Source organism: Zoogloea oryzae (genome assembly GCF_030161255.1).
GTDB classification, from domain to species: Bacteria; Pseudomonadota; Gammaproteobacteria; order Burkholderiales; family Rhodocyclaceae; genus Zoogloea; species Zoogloea oryzae.
In genome coordinates, this window is the sequence record NZ_BSPX01000147.1 from 1 (window position 1) to 3909 (window position 3909).

Annotated in this window: 1 protein-coding gene and 1 tRNA gene; one reads left to right on the forward strand and one right to left on the reverse strand. The window is 39.4% G+C overall.

Annotated elements, in window-relative coordinates; translation table 11 throughout:
• Nucleotides 1–115: 115 nt before the first annotated feature.
• Complete coding sequence (locus QQK25_RS24530) at nucleotides 116–3346, forward strand: Ycf2 family protein (protein ID WP_284189956.1); 3231 nt, start codon at nucleotides 116–118, stop codon at nucleotides 3344–3346.
• A gap of 314 nt (nucleotides 3347–3660) precedes the next feature.
• Here the strand turns inward: QQK25_RS24530 and QQK25_RS24535 are convergent.
• Nucleotides 3661–3741 (reverse strand) — tRNA-Leu (locus QQK25_RS24535).
• Nucleotides 3742–3909: the final 168 nt, after the last annotated feature.

Genomic DNA, 3909 nt, shown 5'->3' on the forward strand with positions numbered 1-3909 from the left:
GTATCTCAATTCAAACAAGGGCTTGATTCACACTCCATATTCTGAGAAATATTTACGATTCGAAAAGAGGAAAAAACGGAGTCTTTGTCTAAAGAAATGCGTTCAGAAACGGCAGATGGTTCGAAACTTTCAATCGAAATGGAATCGGTTCCCAAAATATATGCCATGGGCCCTTACTTCGACAGGGTTCAAATATCTGAAATGCATCCTTTTAGAGACTTTTTCAGACCTAGTGTCGATATTTCGCTCCTTTTTTGATGATATTATGCATGGATCAGATATATCCTGGCTAATTCCTCAGAAAAAATGGTGGGCGATTCTTCGACAATGGAATCTGATAAGTGATATTTCGGGGAACTGTTTACAGAATTGGCTTTGGCTTCAAGGAAAGATTCCTCGAAATAATGAGTCACTCTATCCATTGATAGGCGCACATCTGAGAACACCGAATGTTCGGGAGTTCCTCTATTCAATCCTTTTCCTTCTTCTTGTTGCTGGATATCTCGTTCCTACACATCTTCTCTTTGTTTCCCGCGTCTCTCGTGAGTTACAGACAGAGTTCGAACAGATCAAATCCTTGATGATTCCATCATACATGATTGAATTGGGAAAACTTCTGGATAGGTATCCTCCATCTGAACTGAATTCTTTCTGGTTAAAGAATCTCTTTCTAGTTGCTCTGGAACAATTAGGAGATCTTCTAGAAGAAATACGGAGTTATGCTTTTGGCGACAACATGCTACTGGGGGGTGGTCCCGCTTATGGGGGCAAATCAATACGTTCTAAGAATCCCTTTTTCAATATCAATCTCAGGAATATCATTGATCTCATAAGTATCATACCAAATCCCATCCATCGAATCACTTTTTCGAGAAATACGAGACATCTAAGTCGTACAAGTAAAGAGATCTATTCATTGATACGAAAAAGAAAAAACGTGAACGGGGATTGGATTGATGATCAAATAGAATCCTGGGTCGCGAACAGTGATTTGTTTAATGCTGAAGAAAGAGAATTCGTGGTTCAGTTCTCTACCTTAACGAGAGAAAAAAGGCTTGATCAAATTCTATTGAGTCTGACTCATAGTGAGCCATTATCAACGAATGACTCTGGTTATCAAATGATTGAACAGCCGGGATCAGTTTACTTACGACACTTAGTTGACATTCATCAAAAAGATCTAATGAATTATGAGTTCAATGGATCCTGTTTAGCAGAAAGACGGATATTCCTTGCTCATTATCAGACAATCACTTATTCACAAACCTCGTATGGGGCTAATAGTTTTCATTGCCCATCTCATGGAAAACCCTTTTCGCTCCGCTTACCTCTATCCCCTTCTAGGGGTATTTTAGTGATAGGTTCTATCGGAATTGGACGATCCTATTTGGTGAAATACCTGGCGAAAAACTCCTATGTTCCTTTCATTACAGTATGTTCGTACCCGTTCCTGGAGGACAAAGATAACCAACCTAAAGAATTTCTTGTGGATTACCTTGAGGATGAGGATTTTGATGGGAGGGATGTTGGTGACGATATGAATATGAATGAGATTGGTGATAATGACGATAGCGATGATTACTTTGATTTGGATACGGAGCTGCGAACTATGACGCACGAGATAACGACGGATGCGCTATGTCCGTCTACGATACCGATACGATTTGATATCACCCTTCAATTCGAATTGGTAAAAGCAATGTCTCCTTCTATTATATGGATGCCAAACATTCATGATCTCTATGTGAATGAGGTGAATTACTTATCGCTCGGTCTATTAGTGAACTTTCTCTCCAGGGATTGTGACAGATGCTCCACTAGAAATATTCTAGTTATTGCTTCGACGCATATTCCCCAAAAAGTGGATCCCGCTCTAATAGCTCCGAATAAATTCAATACATGCATTAAGATACGAAAGCTTCTTATTCCACAACAACGAAAGCACTTTTTCACTCTTTCATATACTCGGGGATTTCACTTGGAAAATAAAACGTTCCAGACTAATGGATTTGGGTCCCTAACCATGGGTTCCAATGCACGAGATCTTGTATCACTTACCAATGAAGCCCTATCAATTAGTATTACACAGAAGAACTCGATTATAGATACTAATACAATTAGATCCGCTCTTCATAGAAAAACTTGGGATTTCCGATCCCAGGTAAGGTCGGTTCAGGATCATGGGATCCTTTTCTATCAGATAGGAAGGGCTCTTGTACAAAATGTACTTCTAAGTAATTGCCCCATAGATCCTATATCTATCTATATGAAGAAGAGATCATGTCAGGAAGGGGATTCTTATTTGTACAAATGGTACTTCGAGCTTGGAACCAGCATGAAGAAATTAACGATACTTCTTTACCTTTTGAGTTGTTCTGCCGGATCGGTCGCTCAAGATCTTTGGTCTCTACCCGGACCCGATGAAAAAAATTGGATCACTTCTTATGGATTCGTTGAAAATGATTCTGATCTAGTTCATGCCCTATTAGAAGTAGAAGGCGTTCTGGTAGGATTCTCACGGACAGAAAAGGATTGCAATGAGTTTGATAATGATCAAGTGACATTGCTTCTTCGGTCCAAACCAAGGAATCCCTTAGATATGATGCAAAATGCATCTTGTTCTATCATTGATCAGAGATTTCTATATGAAAAAGACGAATCCGAGTTTGAAGAAGGGGAAGGGGCCCTTGACCCCCAAGGGGTAGAGGAGGATTTATTCAATCACATAGTTTGGGCTCCTAGAATATGGCGCCCTTGTGGCCATTTATTTGATTGTATCCAAAGGCCAAAAGAATTGGGATTTCCCTATTGGGCCAAGTCATTTTGGGGCAAAGAGGATGAACTTCAAGAGAATGATTTGGAGTTCTTGCAGAGTGGAACCATGCAGTACGAGACACGAGATATATCTTCCAAAGAACAAGGCTTTTTTAGGATAAACCGATTCATTTGGGACCCTGTAGATCCATTATTTTTATTATTCAAGGATCAGCCCTTTGTCTCTGTGTTTTCACGTCGAAAATTCTTTGCAGATCACGAGATGCAAAAGGGGCTGTTTACTTACCAAACGAATACTCCTACATCTCTGTATAGACGCTGGTTTCTCAAGAATACGCAAGAAAAGCACTTCGAATTGTTGATTCATCGCCAGAGATGGCTTAGAACCAATAGTTCATTATCTAATGGATCTTTCCGTTCGAATACTCTCTCTGAGAGTTATCAGTATTTATCCAATCTGTGCCTCTCTAACGGAACGCTATTGGATCAAATGACAATGACATTGTTGAGAAAGAGATGGCTTTTTCCGGATGAAATCAAACATTGGATTCATTTTATATATAATAATTGAATACTCTCGTATATTATACGTAATAGGCGGAGGTGTATACTATTATTATACATATAATAGGAGAAAGATTTCCCAGTCCATAGTACTCATTTTGAGAACGTCCAGTGCCAAAGTCACTGAATGGGTAAGTCGCCAATCCCTAAAACGTACTATGTAATGTACTTTATCCGCTGGGTTACGGGGGGGCATTTTCCCAGAGGTTTCTGTTGTATGAATCCACCCCCCTGTAATTCCTGGAATACTCGATATATCAATATCGATTCGATCCGAGATCTCTTATTGAATTGCTCATTCAATGAGTATTCTAGAAATTGTGCCTTGAAGAGGACTCGAACCTCCACGCTTTTTAGCACGAGATTTTGAGTCTCGCGTGTCTACCATTTCACCATCAAGGCATCTTGAAAGTGAGTCGTATTCATGAATATGATATCTATCTAATGTGATGTATGGAATATATCACTGGGACATACAACGCATTACAGACGTATGATCATTACGCTTCAACCGGGTTCTTTTATTCCACTTCTTAGAAAGAAAAGAACTTAAATCAAAAAATAACAAAC

Bases quoted from the DNA above. Each gene is read 5' to 3' on its own strand.
- QQK25_RS24530 (WP_284189956.1), top strand. From the start codon at position 116: ATGGTTCGAAACTTTCAATCGAAATGGAATCGGTTCCCAAAATATATG.